This is a genomic window from Paenibacillus sp. OV219 (assembly GCF_900110075.1).
Taxonomy (GTDB): Bacteria; Bacillota; Bacilli; order Paenibacillales; family Paenibacillaceae; genus Paenibacillus_Z.
In genome coordinates, this window is the sequence record NZ_FOCJ01000006.1 from 378,949 (window position 1) to 396,210 (window position 17,262).

General features: G+C 49.9%; 18 protein-coding genes. 10 read left to right on the plus strand and 8 right to left on the minus strand.

What is annotated here, in order from left to right:
- Position 1 precedes the first annotated feature (1 nt).
- The 3 genes from BMY11_RS17485 (at position 2) to ssuE (ending at position 4,460) form a co-directional block, all read left to right on the plus strand.
- Positions 2-2,869, plus strand: a complete 2,868-nt coding sequence (locus tag BMY11_RS17485) for an ABC transporter permease (RefSeq protein ID WP_090578838.1) — start codon at positions 2-4, stop codon at positions 2,867-2,869.
- A 3-nt stretch (positions 2,870-2,872) separates the two neighbouring features.
- Positions 2,873-3,769 carry an ABC transporter ATP-binding protein gene (locus BMY11_RS17490; protein ID WP_090578841.1) on the plus strand — a complete coding sequence of 299 codons (897 nt, stop codon included), beginning with the start codon at positions 2,873-2,875 and terminating at the stop codon, positions 3,767-3,769.
- 130 nt (positions 3,770-3,899) lie between these two features.
- Positions 3,900-4,460, plus strand: coding sequence for an NADPH-dependent FMN reductase (gene ssuE / locus BMY11_RS17495; protein WP_090578844.1), 561 nt, complete (start codon positions 3,900-3,902; stop codon positions 4,458-4,460).
- Between the two features lie 75 nt (positions 4,461-4,535).
- On the opposite strand, the gene pepF is transcribed toward ssuE, so the two are convergent.
- The 3 genes from pepF to BMY11_RS17510 form a co-directional block, all read right to left on the minus strand.
- Positions 4,536-6,326 (minus strand): oligoendopeptidase F, encoded by a 1,791-nt coding sequence (pepF, locus tag BMY11_RS17500; protein ID WP_090578847.1) that lies wholly within the window; start codon positions 6,324-6,326, stop codon positions 4,536-4,538.
- A gap of 177 nt (positions 6,327-6,503) precedes the next feature.
- Positions 6,504-6,683: a hypothetical protein gene (locus BMY11_RS17505; protein WP_090578850.1), complete on the minus strand. Its 180-nt coding sequence runs from the start codon at positions 6,681-6,683 to the stop codon at positions 6,504-6,506.
- Between the two features lie 101 nt (positions 6,684-6,784).
- Entirely contained in the window at positions 6,785-7,018 is a 234-nt protein-coding gene (locus BMY11_RS17510) for a hypothetical protein (protein WP_090578853.1), read from the minus strand.
- 204 nt (positions 7,019-7,222) lie between these two features.
- Here BMY11_RS17510 and BMY11_RS17515 point away from each other — a divergent pair, with 204 nt between their 5' ends.
- Together BMY11_RS17515 and BMY11_RS17520 are read left to right on the plus strand one after the other, a co-directional pair.
- Positions 7,223-7,930 carry a class I SAM-dependent methyltransferase gene (locus BMY11_RS17515; protein WP_256217592.1) on the plus strand — a complete coding sequence of 236 codons (708 nt, stop codon included), beginning with the start codon at positions 7,223-7,225 and terminating at the stop codon, positions 7,928-7,930.
- 79 nt (positions 7,931-8,009) lie between these two features.
- Positions 8,010-8,207, plus strand: coding sequence for a cold shock domain-containing protein (locus BMY11_RS17520; protein WP_090578856.1), 198 nt, complete (start codon positions 8,010-8,012; stop codon positions 8,205-8,207).
- 93 nt (positions 8,208-8,300) lie between these two features.
- Here BMY11_RS17520 and BMY11_RS17525 read toward each other — a convergent pair whose 3' ends face one another.
- Positions 8,301-9,524: an MFS transporter gene (locus tag BMY11_RS17525; protein WP_090578858.1), complete on the minus strand. Its 1,224-nt coding sequence runs from the start codon at positions 9,522-9,524 to the stop codon at positions 8,301-8,303.
- An 18-nt stretch (positions 9,525-9,542) separates the two neighbouring features.
- Positions 9,543-10,859, minus strand: a complete 1,317-nt coding sequence (locus tag BMY11_RS17530) for a multi antimicrobial extrusion protein MatE (RefSeq protein WP_090578861.1) — start codon at positions 10,857-10,859, stop codon at positions 9,543-9,545.
- Between the two features lie 113 nt (positions 10,860-10,972).
- Here BMY11_RS17530 and BMY11_RS17535 point away from each other — a divergent pair, with 113 nt between their 5' ends.
- The 5 genes from BMY11_RS17535 (at position 10,973) to BMY11_RS17555 (ending at position 14,373) form a co-directional block, all read left to right on the plus strand.
- On the plus strand, positions 10,973-11,287 hold the full coding sequence (locus BMY11_RS17535) for a hypothetical protein (RefSeq protein ID WP_090578864.1): 315 nt from the start codon (positions 10,973-10,975) through the stop codon (positions 11,285-11,287).
- Positions 11,288-11,326: 39 nt separating this feature from the next.
- The gene (locus BMY11_RS17540) at positions 11,327-12,406 is read left to right on the plus strand and encodes a tetraprenyl-beta-curcumene synthase family protein (RefSeq protein ID WP_090578867.1); all 1,080 of its coding nucleotides are present in this window, start codon (positions 11,327-11,329) and stop codon (positions 12,404-12,406) included.
- A 62-nt stretch (positions 12,407-12,468) separates the two neighbouring features.
- Entirely contained in the window at positions 12,469-13,437 is a 969-nt protein-coding gene (gene pfkA / locus BMY11_RS17545) for a 6-phosphofructokinase (protein ID WP_090578870.1), read from the plus strand.
- A 109-nt stretch (positions 13,438-13,546) separates the two neighbouring features.
- Positions 13,547-13,750, plus strand: coding sequence for a DUF3906 family protein (locus tag BMY11_RS17550; RefSeq protein ID WP_090578873.1), 204 nt, complete (start codon positions 13,547-13,549; stop codon positions 13,748-13,750).
- Positions 13,751-13,824: 74 nt separating this feature from the next.
- A complete protein-coding gene (locus tag BMY11_RS17555; RefSeq protein WP_090578876.1) occupies positions 13,825-14,373 on the plus strand; it encodes an NADPH-dependent FMN reductase in 549 nt (182 codons plus the stop codon).
- A gap of 110 nt (positions 14,374-14,483) precedes the next feature.
- On the opposite strand, the gene BMY11_RS17560 is transcribed toward BMY11_RS17555, so the two are convergent.
- The 3 genes from BMY11_RS17560 to BMY11_RS17570 form a co-directional block, all read right to left on the minus strand.
- Positions 14,484-15,746, minus strand: a complete 1,263-nt coding sequence (locus tag BMY11_RS17560) for a putative glycoside hydrolase (RefSeq protein ID WP_090578878.1) — start codon at positions 15,744-15,746, stop codon at positions 14,484-14,486.
- A gap of 146 nt (positions 15,747-15,892) precedes the next feature.
- A complete protein-coding gene (locus BMY11_RS17565; protein WP_090578880.1) occupies positions 15,893-16,087 on the minus strand; it encodes a hypothetical protein in 195 nt (64 codons plus the stop codon).
- A gap of 183 nt (positions 16,088-16,270) precedes the next feature.
- Complete coding sequence (locus tag BMY11_RS17570) at positions 16,271-17,104, minus strand: YitT family protein (RefSeq protein WP_256217597.1); 834 nt, start codon at positions 17,102-17,104, stop codon at positions 16,271-16,273.
- Positions 17,105-17,262: the final 158 nt, after the last annotated feature.

A 17,262-nucleotide genomic window follows, 5' to 3' on the forward strand; every position in this document is an offset into this window, starting at 1 on the left:
GATGGCGATTTGGACGATGATTTTTCGGAAAATGGCGAAAAATCGCTGGCTACAGCTTAATCTTTGGTTCGGGCTTACGATTTGTGTTGCGTTATTCAGCTCCATGCCGCTATACTCTCACGCTATTTTGCAGCGGACGTTATTTAAGCAGCTTCAGCAGCTTCAGAAGGATCAAGGGATATACCCGGGTTCACTCCGGGCCTCTACTTCCATCTCAGGCACACGTTCGTTCGAAGAGAACCGTTCGCTCATAGCGAAAGCAGACCGTTACATGAAGAATGCTCCTGCCCGGTTTGGGCTGGATGCGCAGTCTTTCGTCACATCGCGCGGTACGCAATCCATTAGGGTGTTTCCTGTCGATGCGTCAGACCGCGAGAAGAGGGAGCTTAACGTTTCGGGAAGCTTCCGCACGGTTACCGATTTGGAGAAGCGTGTGCACGTAATCGACGGCCGCTTGCCAGATCCAAACCGTAAAGACGGCGTATACGAGGTACTCGTAACCCCGAAATTTATTATCGATTTGAAGCGCGACCTGAACCATGAATTCGTTTATAAGAATAAGGACACAGGCAAGGAGCTGCACCTCATTCCGGTCGGCATCGTAGAGTCGAAGTCCGATAACATCTATGACCAATTTAATGTGGAATCTTATAATTCATCGTTCTATATTCCGTATGAGCAGTTTGATCATGATTTTGTCCAAAATCAAGGGCCTCTGAAGCTATCCGTTATTGCTTGGCAGTATGCCTTCAATTATGAGCAGATGAATATTGATCAAATCGACAATTATTTGGGCCAATTCGCAAGCATCAACAACTATTTCAACATGCGTCTTGGCATCGCTGCCGTTGATATGCCTGCGAAGAACTCGATTGCAACGTATACCGAGAAGCAAGAGAAGCTCGACGTAATGCTCTGGTCGCTCTATTCTCCGGTTATGCTGATGCTGGCGTTCTACCTTTACATGGCTGCTAACCTCATTATTGAGCGACAGAAGACGGAAATTTCCGTTCTCCGCAGCCGTGGGGCGAGCAGAATGCAAATTATGGTTGTCTTCCTCATAGAGAGCTTGTTGCTCGGCGCGCTTGCGCTTGCGGCAGGTCCGTATATTGGGGTGTTCTTCACGAAGATACTTGGTGCGTCGAGCGGCTTCCTCGAATTTGTACAGCGCTCCTCGCTTGAAGTAGTACTGAACAGCGCTTCATACAAGATTGCTGTTGCGGCTGTGTTTGGCTCAATCATTCTTATTCTGGTGCCGGCGTTACTCGCGACCCGCACAACGATTGTCGGTCATAAACAGCAAATGGCACGGTCGAACAAAATGTCGTTCTGGCACAAAACAGGAGCGGATATTATCCTGCTCGGCGTTGCTATCTATATGTTGCATAACTTCAATACACGTATGGAAGGGCTGAAAGCGCTCGCTCTCGATCCGACAGCTATTCAAGTCGAACCGCTCATGTTCTTCATGCCTGCGCTATTCTCGCTTGGCATCGGTCTGTTTGTACTGCGCCTCTATCCATGGCTAATCAAGCTTGTGTTCTGGATCGGCCGAAGATGGTGGACACCGGCGCTTTACTCGACGCTGCTGCAGATTAGCCGATCGTCTTCGCAGTATTTGACGATAAAGGTATTCCTCATCATGACGGTTGCAATGGGCCTATTCAGTGCGAATGCAGCACGGACAATAAACGGCAATATGGAGGACAAAATCCAATATACGACTGGCTCGGATATTCAGTTGTCCATCCATTGGGATAACGATAAGCCGCCTGCTCCGGCTGGTGGAGGGGGAGCGCCACCACAAGAGGATACGGCCGCTGCGCCGAAAGTTGTGACGTATACGGAGCCTTCCTTCATTACGATGCAGCAGCTCGCAGGCGTCGACACAGCTGCACGTGTATTCCGCAAGGATGATGCTAGCTTCTCGGTGAACGGTGCGAATGGCGCCACGACGCTGTATGGTATTGATACGTATGACTTCGGCAAAGTGGCATGGATGCGCGGTGGCTTGCTGGAGTATCCGCTCAACAGCTATCTAAACCTGCTGGCAACAAACCCGAAAGCGGTGCTTATATCCAGATCGCTTGCGGACAAATTTAAAGTGAAACCTGGCGATCCGCTCTCTGCCAAGTGGGCTGGACTCGATAGCGCCAACTTCATCGTCTATGGCATCATCGATTACTGGCCAGGCTGGAATCCACTTCCGGCAGCAGGTGACAGTGAGAATCCAGACGTACGTCTGCCAAACCTTGTGGTAGGGCATCTGTCGTATATTCAGAATCATTTGGCGCTAGAGCCATACGACGTATGGATCAAGCTCAAGAAGGACACAAGTAGCGCTGTCATTTACGATGATCTGATCAAGAAAGATGTTCCAGTTGAGAATCTGGTCGACGCTGGTCAGTTGCTCATTCGCTCCAAGAACGATCCGTTCCGCCTTGCGATTAACGGCGTTATGACACTTGGCTTCGTCATCTCTATGATGATCAGCTTCTTCGGATTCCTGTTGTTCTGGGTGCTTACTCTATCTGGACGTACGCTGCAATTCGGTATTTTGCGAGCGATGGGTATTTCGTTCTTGCAAATAATCGGCATGCTGCTGAGCGAGCAACTGCTCACCTCGGCGGCTGCAATTCTATTCGGTGTATTGATTGGGAACTCGGTCAGCAGCATGTTCGTTCCGCTATTTCAGCTGTCCTTCAGCGCTTCGGATCAGGTTCCACCGTTCGAGATCGTTCGTCAGCTTAGCGATTATGTCCAGCTGTACAGCGTAGTCGGCACGATGATTACGATCGGGCTGCTCGTGCTCGGCATCCGGATTTCGCGTATGAAGATTACGCAGGCGCTGAAGCTTGGGGAGGAATAACAGATGATTCATTGCGATGGGCTTGTAAAAATTTATAAAACAGATGATCTCGAGGTTGTCGCTCTGCAAGGTCTCGATCTGCATGTAGAGTCCGGCGAGCTAATGGCGATTATCGGCAACAGCGGCAGCGGCAAGTCAACGCTTCTCAATATGCTGGGCGGTCTCGACCGCCCTTCCGCTGGCAAGCTGCTTGTCGACGATAAAGACTTGCTCAAGTTTACGGAGCGCGATCTTGTGAAGTATAAGCGCGAGACGGTCGGCTTCGTCTGGCAGAACAACGCGCGCAACCTGATCCCGTATTTGACCGCGCTTGAGAACGTGGAGCTGCCGATCATGCTCAGGGGCGCACGCAAGCGTCTACGGGCGTTGGAGCTGCTCGATGCGGTTGGACTTAGCCACCGGACGAAGAACCGGTTAAGTGAGCTCTCCGGCGGTGAGCAGCAGCGTGTCGCCATCGCTATCGCGCTGGCGAATGAGCCGAAGCTGCTGCTTGCGGATGAGCCGACAGGCTCGCTCGACACGCGGATGTCCAATCAAATTCTTGATTTGTTCCGCGAATTGAACCGCAGCATCGGCATTACAATCGTCATCGTAACGCATGATCCGCTGCTCGCAAGGAAAGTAGACCGTGTCGTCGCAATCCGAGACGGCAAGACGTCATCCGAGATTATTCGCCGGCAGTCTTATGCGGAGGAGCTTGCAGCGATGGCGGAAGGCGGCAGTGGCTTCGTACCGGAAGAAAGCCATGTTGAATATGCCGTCATCGATAAAGCAGGACGGCTGCAAATTCCATCGTCGTACTTGCAGGCGGAGGAGTTTAAAGAGAAGAATAAGGTGCGCGTCGAGATGGAAGATGGGCGAATTATTCTTTATCCGCCGGAAGAAGTCAAAGCGAAGTAAAGCTACAAAGGTACCGGGAGCTATGCTGCATAACCAGCAGATGCTCCCGGATTATTTTTGTATTATTCATAGTTTACTTATCGGAATTATGGTAGTATAATATTTCCAGAATAGTAGGGAGGCCGACAATATGCCGAATGTAGTTATTGTATCGGGAAGTCCAAGTTCAATTTCACGTTTGAATGGATTGACGGGATATGCGGAGGAGAAGCTGCGCGAGCTCGGCTGGGAGATTAGCCATCTGCATGTGGCATCACTGCCAGCAGAGGATCTTGTTCTTGCTCGATGGGACAGCCCGGCGATTATTGAAGCGAATAAGCGAATCGAAGCAGCTGATGCCATCATCATTGCAAGCCCAGTGTACAAAGCTTCATTCACGGGCGTACTGAAGACATATCTCGATCTGCTACCGCAGAACGGGTTGGAAGGGAAAGTCGTTCTCCCGCTCTTCATCGGCGGAACCATCGCTCACCTGTTGACGATCGACTATGCACTGAAGCCGGTCTTGTCAGCTCTCTATGCGAAGCATATTACTGCAGGCGTATATGCGGTTGACTCGCAGGTGAAGAAGCTTGATGCAGGCGGCTATGAGCTTGATGAAGACTTGGTGAAACGGCTGGAACGTGCTGTTCTCGGCTTCGCGGAAGCGACGGAGTTGTTCAGAAACAGTAAGACGTCTATCGGTTCCTAAGGGAAAGGGGCTACCTTCGGACTTTGCCATAAGTGGCACTGACCGGGATAGCCCCTTTGTTATGCGTGAATTGAATTAAGAAGTAAGCTGTTCCATCTGTGCAATCAATTCCTCGAACACGCTCATCGCTTGCTCAATTGGTTCTGGCGTAGACATATCGACGCCAGCCTTCTTCAGAATATTGATGGAGTAGTCGCTGCCTCCGCTCTTCAAGAAGCTGAGGTAACGTTCTACAGCCGGAGCGCCTTCTTCAAGAATTTGTTTCGAGAAGCTCGTCGCAGCCGAGAAGCCTGTCGCGTACTTGTACACATAGAAGCTTGTGTAGAAATGAGGGATACGTGCCCATTCCATTTCGATATCTTTATCAATGACCATGCCTTCGCCGTAGTACAGCTTATTGAGGTCATAGTAGATTTTGCTGAATTCTTGCGGCGTAAGAGAGTCGCCTTCCTCCGCACGCTCGTGGATGATTTTCTCAAACTCCGCGAACATCGTCTGACGGAAAACAGTCGTCCGGAACTGGTCGGCATAGTACGTGAGCAGATACATTTTCTCCTTCGGATCCGTCGACTTCTTCAGCATATAATCCATAAGCAATGCCTCATTCAAAGTCGATGCAACCTCAGCCAAGAAGATCGTGTACTGCGCATCGCGGTACTCCTGCGTGGTGTCGGAGTAGTAGGAATGCAGCGCGTGACCCATCTCATGCGTAAGCGTGAACATGCTGTTCAGGTTGTCCTTATGGTTCAGCAGCACGTAAGGATGCGTGCCGTATGCTCCCCAGCTGTATGCACCGCTGCGCTTACCTTCATTCTCATAGACGTCGATCCAGCTCTTGTCGAAGCCATCCTGCAGCACCGTCAAGTAATCTTGACCGAGTGGCTTCAAGCTCTCGCTGACCGTTTTCTTCGCTTCTTCGTAGGTAATGTCCATTTTGAACTCATCGACGAGCGGAGCGAACAGGTCATACATATGCAGCTCATCAACCTTCAGCAGCTTCTTGCGCAGCTCCATATAACGGTGCATGAGCGGTAGATGCTTGTGAATGGTGCTGATCAGATTCGTATAAACCTCTTTCGGAATGTTGTCGCCGTAAAGCGACATTTCCAGAGTCGACGGGTACTTGCGAGCACGGGAGTAGAAAAGGTTCTTCGTCACATTGGCGGCGAGAGTCGATGCGATCGTGTTTTTTAGCTTGCCATACGTATCATACATCGCTTTGAAGGCGCCTTCGCGGACTTCACGGTTCTTGCTCTCGAGAAACTGTATGTAGCGGCCTTGCGTCAGCTCTACTTCATCGCCGTTCTCGTCCTTTACTTTCGGGAATTTGAGATCGGCGTTGTTCAGCATGCTGAAGATTGTGCCAGGCGCTTGCGAAATATTGCCCACTTGCGCGAGCAGCGCTTCTTCGGACTTGGAGAGGACATGCGCTTTTTGGCGACGCATCTCTTCCAAGGTTTGGCGATACTTGGCAAGGTCGGCATTCTCGATCATGGCGCCAAGCGCATCGTCGGAGAGGCTGAGCACTTCAGGTGTAATGAAGGACAGTGCTTCGCCCGTCTCAACGCTTAGTTTCTTGGACTTATCCGAGAGCGCCTGGAACGTTGGCTCCGCGGTATCTTCGTGATGCTTCATATTCGCATAAACATAGAGGCGCTCGACTTTAAGGGAAAGCTCGTCCTCAAGCTCAAAACAAGCTTTCAGCTGCTGCGCATCCGCGAGCTTGCCTTGGAAAGCTTCGACTTTCTTCATCTGCTCTTTCGCCTGTGCGTATTCCTTGTCCCACGCGGATTGATCCGCGAATATGTCCTCGAGCTTCCAGCGGTGCTCAGCGACAGTCTCGGAACGTTTCGGTACTTGGTTCATAGGAACCCTCCTCGCCTGATAGTTAGTCGGTAAAGCAGAATGGGGTTGATCCTCGTGCTGTAAGCTGACATTGCTGCCGGCAAGCAGAGAGAACGATAGCACTATTGGCAGCCATCTCACTAGCAGTCACGCTCCTAAGGCAGGTTGTGACAGTAGTTTAGCCCACTGAGCGTCTCGTTATGACCCCATCGTTGTCAAACTGTACACGATTAAGAAAAAGGCAAATGCGACAAACACGATCGTTGTGATGGCAAGCCCTCTGCGTAAGTTCGCAGGAATGTTGTTCCGCTGCATGATGACGATGAGTCCCAGCGAGAAAGCAGCAATAATGAAAATAATCGCAGCTGTTGTATCCACTTTTGCTCGATACTCCCCTTTTGCGATAACCTATGCAGCTTGGTACATGGTTATGTTCGATATGCAGGATGAATTTTCCTCCTGCTGTTATGAGGTTCTAATTAGACGGAACGGAAACGCTCCATAATTTCTGCGCGTTCTTCCTCACGACCAACAAAATCAGCCTCGCGGAAGCGGTTCTCTGCCCAGTGCAGCATCTCTGGACGACTGACGAAGGTGTGGCATTCTTCGCCCCATTGATCGTTAATTTCGCGTAAGACTAGCGTCTTACCTTGCACCTCTACGGAGAGCATATTGTATTTGTCTGTTTTATAAATTTGTACCTTTTTAAACATCAGGACCATCCCTTCGAAAAATTACATGTTGTATCCTTCAATCATAGCCATAAAAAGGGGTAGAAATCAAATGTTTGTCATGGTAGAATGTGGCAAACGCGGACAGCGTTTGATGTGAGAATGCCTTTAGCTTACGTGTCAGAGCAAGAAAATGTAAGACGAGATGAGTCGAGATGAGACGAGAAGAGACGAGGAGAGATGAGAATGAGTATGAGCAAAGGGTATCCGCAAGCAGGTGTCGCGGTGACATGCCGCAGTTTCAAAGAATATGTACTCTTGTTTGATCTTAATGAAGCGGACTTGCACAGTGGGAAGCTGCTCGATATTGCAGCAGGCGCTTCTTCGTTCACGGCGGATGCATGTGCGAGGGGAATCGACGCGTACGCAGTTGATCCGCGCTATGCCAAGCCTCATGAGCAGCTGGTATCCGAAGCGCGTGAGGAAATTGACGTTTCAACAACGAAGCTAATAAGCCTCGGCAACAAATATGATCTGAGCTATTACGGAAGTTTTGAACAGCATCGAGCGGGACGAATAGCGTCACTGGATGCTTTCGCAGAGCATCATGATCGCGAGGAGGAACGCACGAAACGTTACCAGGCAGGCAGCTTGCCGACTTTACCTTATGGGGACGGTGAATTTGGGCTCGTGCTGTGCAGCCACTTCCTGTTTCTGTACGAAGATCAGTTCGATTACGAGTTCCATCTACGTGCCGTAATGGAGATGCTCCGAGTCTGTAAGCCAGGGGGCATGGTGCGTATTTATCCAATGATCTCACTTCGGTGGGAGCCGTACTCAGAGCTTGAGCGGCTGCGGGCCGATTTAAGCAAGAATGGCGTAGTGACGGGCTTGTTCCGGTCCAAGCTGCCATTTATTCCTGGGTCAGAGCTCGGTCTTTTTGCCCACATTTAATTGCAAAATTATCCATTTGGGTATATAATAAATCAAGTCGCCCTGGTTTACAGGCGTTCATTTTTAGGAGGTTGTTACATTGAAAGGAACAGTTAAATGGTTTAACGCAGAGAAAGGCTATGGCTTCATTCAAGTGGATGGCGGAGAAGACGTGTTCGTTCACTATTCTGCAATTCAAGGCGATGGCTTCAAGTCGCTTGATGAAGGTCAATCCGTAGAATTCGATATCACGCAGGGCAACCGCGGTCCACAAGCTGCTAACGTTGTTAAACTGTAATCATCGTTGCTTCCTTAAGGAAGCTTCCAATACGTGAACTCATTCATGATAAAGACCCGACCATTCGTTGTCGGGTCTTTTTTTTCGTTTTGATCAATGTTCTCGGCTGAAGTAATGCTTCGTCATGAACGCAGTCGCGGCGAGAAGTGACAGCGCCGTTGCAGTTTGGAAGAAGGCTGAACTGCCGTAATGCTCGTAGATGACCCCGCCGACCGTACCGCTTATCACGCCGGCGAAGCCGCTCCAAACGATTGCATAGACGGCTTGTCCAGAAGAGCGGAATTCGTCAGGGATGATGGTCGTGAGATAGCGCAGCGCTGTTACCATGAAGATTCCGAAGGTAACGCTGTGGAGCGCTTGAATAGGTATAATCCAAATCGGTGACGGCATTTCGCTGATCAGGAAGAATCGTAAGGCGTACATCACGCCTGCAATGGCAAGCAACGGCAGCTCCTTGAATTTGTGGCCGTATTTGCCGAGTAAATACAGGATTGGAATTTCGCTGATTGCCGATGTCATCCAAGCGAGCCCTATAAGGGAGTCGCTTGCCCCCATCTCGCGCAGAGTCACGCCGAGAAAGCCTTCATTCATCCGATGTGCGACAGACAGCACAAGGATAATCGCGAAGTAGATCAGGATGTCGGGTTTGCTAAGTAGTTTCAGAAATCCACTAAAATCGACTTTGCGCCTTGCGCCTTGGTAATCTTTTAGCGTAAGGGAGACTAGGAACGTCAGGCCAATCGTGCACATCGCTAGCGGAACTGTGGCAGAGGAGCCAACTGATCTAAGCAGCTGCCCGCCGAGAAACGCCGACAATGCAAAGCCGAGGGAGCCGAATACGCGGATGAGCGCGAACGGCGTTCCGGTATACCGGCTGGACAGCAGAATGAGGCTGTCACTCAGCGGGTTGACAGGCATCTGGAAGAAGTAATAGGCCAGCATGATGACGCAGATCACGGCAAATGTATTTGTCATGAATAGCATAGAGATCATGACGAGCTGCCCGAACATCAGCAGTGTCATGATCTTCTGAATCGTTCTGAATTTATCGCTAGCCGTGCCGAATATAAGGTTAGCGAAGATCGAGATGAACGGACCGCACGAATAGATGACACCGATCTGGCTCGCGCTGAAGCCTTTGTCCAGGAAGTAAAGCGGCAAATAAGTAGCGACGACTGCTTGTGTCGTATAGACGAGATACAAGAATATGCGGAGCATCAGCACTTCCCGCTTTGGGGAAGAGGACGCAGACAACTCGGATTCGCCTGATGGGTTTGAGATTTTCGATGATGATGATGATGATGATGATGAACTCATGGTATTTCACTCCAAATCTTATGCTTGTTGAATCAAGGTGCGGCTAGTTCTAGTAAGCCTCCGAAGGATGAGGGCAACGAACAGGCATTCAGCGCCAATTCCGACTGACTGTGCCCATGCCCCGATCGAACCGTTCCAACCAGGCGTAATTACAACGAGCACTACGGATGTTGTTACAGTAAATACCAGGTTCGCAGATTGCGAGCCTAAGAAAATACGAGTGTAGCCTCGTACCATACTGATGCCATTCAATACATCAAGCCACGGCAGCACAAGCGCATACAGCACGAAAGGACGCATCGCATGAATCGTTTCGATCTTTAATTGGCCTTCCGCGCCCAAGATATGTCCGACGATGAATTCACCGATAGGAGAGAAAGCGAGCAAACTGACGAGCAGGGCAGGTAAGAAACCAAGCAACAGCGTAAAGTTACGGACTGCGCGCGGATCTGTCTTGTAGAAGTTCAGCACAATCTGATGAAAATACGAGAAGAAGCTGACCATCAGCTGGACCAGATTCGCAGCAAGCGCAAATGAAGCAATTGATAGAGCAGCATCGCCGGTTTTTCCGAGCAAGGCGTTGATGGACGGGCCGATTAATATGGTGACGAGTGTGGAGATAAGCATCGGTCGATAGAATGAGAAAATTTGGCGGGTCGAACCAATCTGATGCCCTGGGGCACGTTCGGGTAGTCGTCTTACGAGTGAGGAGCCTTCGAAGTAGCTCATGCCTGCCTCAATGATCATCCCCGACAGAAAAATGATCGCACCAACTGTGCCGCTGTTTACTCCCGTATGAATAAAATAACGCGACAATCCATACATCCCGAGCAACCGAATCACCATGCCGATGGTCAGCCATTTGGTTTGCATATTGAAAATGATTACCCCGTGGTACAGGCATCTGATTCCCGAAAAAATGCTGACGAACATGAGCACCTGATAGACATTGAGGACATGCGGAACGAGCGAATCGGATGCGCCGAGAGGTCCTCCGAAGATCCATTTGCCAAGCGGTGAATAGCTGATGGCGAGGCCAAGCACGAGAATGGCGGTGAACACCAGCTGGCCGACGCGCAGCATTGCGCGAAAGGATCTTTTGTCGCGCACAAGCGCGGAGCATGTTTGACGCAGCATGACAGCCGGTCGCTCCGTTATGGTAAGTAGGCTCATCGCGATCGCATAGCTTGCGATAACGGTCTTCTGATCAGCTGCTCGCGTCAGCGTGCTATTAATAATGACATGCGAGATCGTAACAAGGCTTGCCGAGATGCCGAGCGGCAGAAAGAACCGCCATAGTTGTCCCAGCGTCACCGTGCCAGATTGATTGCTCATTTGTCATTCTCCCCCAAGATAATATGTCCCAAAGTATAACATAGGGGGAACAAGTTTTCGCGCTGGATTTGTATTCTATGAAATGGTACATTAGTGGATGGAGGTTTTGAGACGTGAACCAATATTTTGCTTGGGATGACCGGCTTGGAATCTCGCTGCCGACACTTTATCAGGAGTGGGAGCTGTACAGCGAAGATGTACGGACTTTCATCGTAACGCAGTGGGAGATCATTCGCGGTACAATTCCTGACCGTGTATTTGCCTTCGAGCGTATCATTAATGTGAAGCAAGCGGAGCTTTTTGAAGAAGAAGATTTCGAACTTTCATGTACCATTAACTCGGACATTGCCGAACTGGCAAGCCGTATTAATGATTTACATATCTGGTACCGAACGAACCAAGAAATTGAGCATAAGCGCCATTCTTAAGTATAGCGGGTAGTGGAAGAAGGGGGGGCGCCGCCATCTATGAAAATATCTGAGCAGGCCCGCCAGCTGCCACAATCTCCGATTCGTCTTATGCATCGCGTGTACAAATATGTACTGCCTGAAGTAAGGGCTGAGTTGGGCCGGTTGCGTGCGATAGCTGATCGAATCCCGGATGACGAGCTGCGTACGCAGGCGATCGCAAGCATGATAAGCAAGCAGTTCCATTGTGAAGGCGGAGGCGTATACGCCGCAGCCAATCTGGAGAGCAGGGCGATACTTGTTCCACTTATCGTAGCCTTGCAAACGATCAGCGATTATTTGGATAATTTATGTGACCGCAGCACTTCGCTTGATCCGGATGATTTTCGGCTGTTGCATCAGTCGATGCTCGATGCTGTTGACCCGAACGCGCCGCTCGTCGATTACTATGCGCTGCGTGTAGAGCGTGAGGATGGCGGTTACTTGCATGAGCTTGTCCGAACCTGCCAGAACGCAATCAGGCAGCTCCCTTCTTACGCGGCGGTGCAGCCTTATGTAACAGAGCTCGTCGGCCTCTACGGCGACTTGCAGGTGTACAAGCATATCGCGAAGCCGAAGCGCGAACCAGCGCTACTCGCATGGTGGGAACTGCATAAACAGAAGGTGCCTCACCTGCATTGGAATGAATTTGGCGCTGCAACTGGCTCCACGCTTGGCATGTTCATGCTGTTTCTAGCTGCTTCCTTTGAGAATTGTAGCAAAGAAGATGCATTATTCATCCGAAATTCGTACTTCCCGCATGTTTGCGGCCTTCATATCATGTTGGATTATTTGATTGATCAGCATGAGGATCGCGAGGGCGGAGATTTGAATTTCTGCAATTATTATACGGATCAGCGTCAGCTCGTGGACCGAATCGGCTTTATCGTCGAGAATGCCCTCGAGGATGTAGGGCGCATGGCCGCGCCAAAGTTTCACCGGATGGTAATTGAAGGTCTGATGGCCTTGTATCTGTCTGATCCGAAGGTTCGGGGCCAAGAAGATGTGTTGCTGGTATCAAAGAGGCTTATGAAGAAAAGTCCGCTTATGAGGCTGTTTTTCTGGGGCAATAGTGTTTTAATTCGTATGCGTCAATCTTAATTGTTTATATAGGTTATCAGAAGTTAGAGAAAGACACAGATAAAATCAAGGAGTGGATAGGAATGACAGCTGTAAAAAGAATTGCCGTTCTAACTAGTGGTGGAGATTCACAAGGAATGAATGCCGCGGTACGCGCGGTCGTCCGCAGTGCTTTGTATCATGGATTGGAAGTTTACGGCGTTCAACGCGGTTACCAAGGTTTGCTTAACGACGATCTTCGTCAGATGGATCTTCGTAGCGTAGGCGATATCATTCAGCGCGGTGGTACTATTCTTCAAACGGCACGCTGTAAGGAGTTCTTGACACCTGAAGGCCAGCAGAAGGGCGCAGATGTGCTGCGTGCGCGCGGAATCGACGGTCTCGTCGTTATCGGCGGAGACGGTTCGTACCAAGGCGCGAACAAGCTGAGCAAGCTCGGCATCAAGACGATGGGTCTGCCTGGAACAATTGATAACGATATTCCGTTCACGGACTACACAATTGGATTTGATACAGCTGTCAGCATCGTTGTCGATGCGATCAACAAGCTGCGCGACACGATGACATCGCATGAGCGTTCGTCGGTCGTTGAAGTTATGGGTCGCCATTGCGGCGATATCGCGCTGTACGCAGGTCTTGCAAGCGGTGCGGAGACGATTATCGTACCGGAAGTGCCGTTCGACCTCGATCAAGTCTCGAACCGGATGCAAGAGAACTTCGGTTCCGGCAAGCGTCACAGTATTATCGTTGTAGCTGAGGGCGCAGCCTCCGGCGAGGAAATTGGCAAAGGCATTACGCAGCGCAGCGGCATGGAGCCGCGTGTTACGGTGCTTGGCCACATTCAGCGCGGCGGTTCACCGACGCACAATGACCGGGTTCTCGCGAGCCAGCTTGGCGACTTTGCGGTGCGTAAGCTGATGGAAGGAGATTCCGGCAAAGCTTGCGGTATCATCAACGGCGAGCTAGTCGTAACGGATATCGATAAAGTTGTAAATACGAAGAAACCGTTCAACATGGATCTCTACAACCTGGCGCTTCGGTTATCTCAATAATAAGCGAAAGCCTTACACGGCGCTTAGGCAGGGACAGATCCATTCATGGTCCCTTGGCTGCTTGCTCCTGTGTAAGGCTTTTTTGCATCTAAATGAAAGGTGTGGGGTCATGTTCTTGTATAAAATCGAAATCGAAATGGAAGATAGCTCGGCTCATCTCATTCTGCTGGCGGAGACAGACGAGAAAGCATTCTCGGTCGTAGACAGCCACGTAGAGCGTCATTATTTGAAGAAGCCGGTGCTGAAGCAAGTGGCGATCGTGGAGAAGAAGCGTACAGAAGCAGGAAACGGATATTTAATTCCTAATTCGTAATTGGTGATATTGACCAAACAAATAAAACATACTATTATGTATGTAAAGTAAGTTGTTTGGAAGGGGAATTATTGATGAGAATTGTAATGATAGCAGGCAGCAACCGAGCGAATGCCACGAGTACGAGCTTGTCCCTCTACATCAAGAAGGTAATGGAAGGTGAGGGGCATGAGGTTACATTGATTGATTTATATAAACAACCATTGCCTTTCTATGGCAGTGCAGGTGCAGATACGGATGCGAATGTTGTGGCAATGCGCCAAGCGGTGCTTCACAGCGAAGCTATTGTACTCAGCACGCCAGAATATCACGGCAGCATGTCAGGCGTGCTGAAGAATGCGCTTGACTTCATGGGCGGCGACCACTTCGACAGCAAGGCCGTCTTGTCGGTCAGCTCGGCCGGCGGCGCAGTTGGCGTAGCTTCACTGACGCAGATGCAAGCAATCGTACGTAACATGCACGGCGTGAACTGCCCGGAATGGATCTCGATTGGCGGCGCTCAGCGTGAATTCAATGAGGATGGCTCGCCGAAGTCGACGGATGTACAGACTCGCATCCATAAGACGGTGCCTTATTTCTTGCATTTGGCGGCTATGCTTAAGCGTTCACCGATCGTTAAGTAAACAAACAAAAACGCTTTGCATCCTACTCGGTCATTTGTTACCGGACAGGACTGCAAAGCGTTTTTTTTATATCATCATCTTATCGGCGAGTCGAGATTAGAATACGGAATTTAGAATTTCACATCTGATGTGTAGCGGTTGTTCGCGTTCCATAATAAGTATTCATGAATGCCGGTATCGTTGAGCGCTTTAATCTGAGCTTCAACTTCTGTTTTGCCATATGGAGTATAATGCCCTTTGCCTAGCCAGCTTGCGGTAAAGTCTTGAATCCAAGGCCGAATAATCGGTTTGTACGAGCCAATCGGGTCAAGCTTCTTATGCGTATCAAGCATGGATCCTTTGATCGTAGCATAAGGGCTCTTGTCAGGATCCTTCTGACCGAACCAGCCTGTCGAATAGTGGCTCGGATAGACCATTGGCGAGATGACGTCGACGTTCTTGGATATTTTCACAAAATCTTGACCGATGCCTTCAGCTGCCGGCACCGAAGCGGCATAGCCGAAGATATCGACCGATACGCGCACGCCGAGCGGTTCGAGCTGTGACTTGGCGTACTTCACGAACGAGGCGATCGTGTCGACGCGTGAATCCTTTGTTTTATCGAATACGAGGGAGTCGGCTTTCTTCTCGAACCCTTCAGGGAACCGCACGTAGTCGAATTGAATCTCTTTAAAACCGAGCTTCACCGCTTCTTTGGCGATGGCGATGTTGTAATCCCACACTTCTTTGCGGTAAGGGTTTACGAAGCTATCACCTTTGCCATTCTCCCAGACGGTGCCGTCTTTGCGGCGATACGACAGCTCAGGATGACTGTGCGCAAGCATTGTATCCTTGAACACGACGATACGTGCAATCGGATAGACGTCATGCTTCTTCAGCCGTTCCATCAATTTATTTACATCGCCTATGTAACGCTGCGTCTTCCCAAGCTTCAGCAGTTCTGGATTCGTAGTCGGATAAGTAATGTAGCCGACATCATCCTTTAAATCAATGACCATACTGTTCAGCTCTGTCGTATCGAGCAGGCCCAGCAGCTTCTCCATCCGTGAGCCTCCTGCGCTGTGAGCGGTTACATAAATGCCCTTCACAACAGGAGCATCTGGTTGAGGATCATGCTTCGTGAAGCTTGTCCCTGCATTCGGATCTGCTGTACCCGTACTCCCAGAGCCCGCCGGTTTACCTGTACCGGATCCCGGTTGCACGGAAGTTCCTGGCTGAGCATACTGCTGTGATGCTGTTAACAGCGTAGCAAGCAGCTGCTGGGTCGAGGCGGTTTGTGTCGCATTTGTTCCAACAGTTCCGGTTTCAGCCGCAGTGCTTCCACCTGATAAGACATGAAAAAGCAATAATAACGTTTGAATCAGTACATCCATCTCGGCTCTCTCCCCGCATGCGAAGTCAGTAAAGATTATAATTCAGATTCGTAGATGGGCGCGAGAGGTATTTTGTAGGATTTTGTACGTTGAAGACAAAAAAAGAACGAGCACCTAAGGAAGGTCTCGTTCCATGTTCAATCATTCTATTGCAGTAGCACTTCTTTCTGATGTTCGCAAATGCTATGCTGCACAATTTCAACCGCGTCTTCGGGCTCTAGAAATGCCAGTCCATCACGCAGCACGATATTAAGGTTCAGTTCCCGCTCCGTGAGAAAAGGCACCAACTCTGGTACTAGCTTCTCCACAATCTGTAATAGTCTGACTGTTTCCATATCCATGAAGCATCACCCTTTCATCGTAATGGAGGGTAAAAACGTATGGCACGAAACTTGAGGTATAGGTTTGGGATAGCTTTATTATAACAGCAGCATAATGAAAAACCTAGTGCTCTACCGGAAATTTCCATGAATGCCGCTGCCCGATATTTTGGAGCTTGGCTGTCCCTTAGCTTTTTTTCGCGCTTATAATGAAGGTTTGCGGAAATCACCGAGCACGCCGACTGTTTCTACAATATTAACGAACGCACCCGGATCAGTAGTTAAAATGATTTTGCGCAGCTGATTCAGCTCGTATCGTGTCGTTACCGTCATCAGCATGTCATTCTCTGTATTGGTGTAGGCACCGCGCGTCTTGATAACCGTTACGCCCCGGTAAAGCGGAATTAACGCTGCGCGAAGTTCCTCGGTCTTCGTCGTCACGATGAACGCTGTCACCTTTACATGCTTAATATGGATAAGATCGATAATCTTGCCTGCCGTGAAGATCGAGAGCAGCGAGAATAGTGCAATGTCCCAATCATTGGTCAGCATGCCAAGCGCGGCAATAACTGTACCATTCAGCAAGAAAATCAGCATGCCTACCGATATATCGCGTTTGCGCGTTACGATGGCGGCGATGATATCAAACCCGCCTGATGAAGCGCCTTCCCAGAGCGCAAGTCCGCTGCCGAAGCCAACAACGACACCGCCGAACACGGCGCCAAGTGTCAAATCCGCCACGAGCGGCTTAACTGGAATGAGCTGCATGAACAGCGTCGTTGCTGCGACTGAGACTGCGCTCCAGCCGACAAAACGGATGCCGAGCTCGCGCCAACCCCAGATTAAAATAGGCACGTTTAGAATAAAATAAAGCCAGCCGATGTTGAGGCCGGTTGCGTAACCCACAATCATCGTAATGCCGGATACGCCGCCGCTAATCATTTTGTGGGGGATGAGCAGCTGGTTGAAACCGAACGCAATGAGCATTGCGCTGAACAAAGTGATTGCTGCAGTTCGTGATGATCTCATGGTTTTCATGGGGAATTCACCTCAAGGAAGTTTAGAAAGCCAGTAAGCAGTTTAACAAAATAGCCTAAAGTTTGTCTATTGGTTCAAATAGGGCTAGTATGTGTCTGAAGTGTTAACTGGTATTCTGAAAGCCGTTTGTGCTATAATGAACTGAATATTTTCTGTAG